1 protein-coding gene is annotated in these 232 nt (G+C 62.5%); it reads right to left on the bottom strand.

Annotation, left to right across the window (positions count from 1 at the left end):
* Positions 1–232 (bottom strand): LysR substrate-binding domain-containing protein (locus tag SB816_RS35285; protein ID WP_410548661.1); only part of this gene is annotated, 232 nt, incomplete at both ends.

Below are 232 nucleotides of genomic sequence, written 5' to 3'. Positions count from 1 at the left end.
CCCCGTCCCATGGCGGCAGACGCCAGAGCTCGTTGGCCAGCACATCCGCCGCAACAATGTGCTCCGGCAGGCAGCCGATGCCATAACCAGCCCCCACCAGCCGAAGAATTTCATCCAGGCTCGGAGACGACGCGACAATGCGCCCGGTAAAGCCCTGCTGATCGCGAAACACCGTAAGCGGCGACAGGTTACCGCCCATCTGGTCACTGGTGAAGCTGACAAAGTTCTCGCC

Origin of the sequence: Achromobacter sp. SIMBA_011, assembly GCF_046535435.1 — a bacterium.
Classification (GTDB): domain Bacteria; phylum Pseudomonadota; class Gammaproteobacteria; order Burkholderiales; family Burkholderiaceae_B; genus Achromobacter; species Achromobacter dolens.
This window is presented reverse-complemented; position numbering and strand designations above follow the sequence as displayed.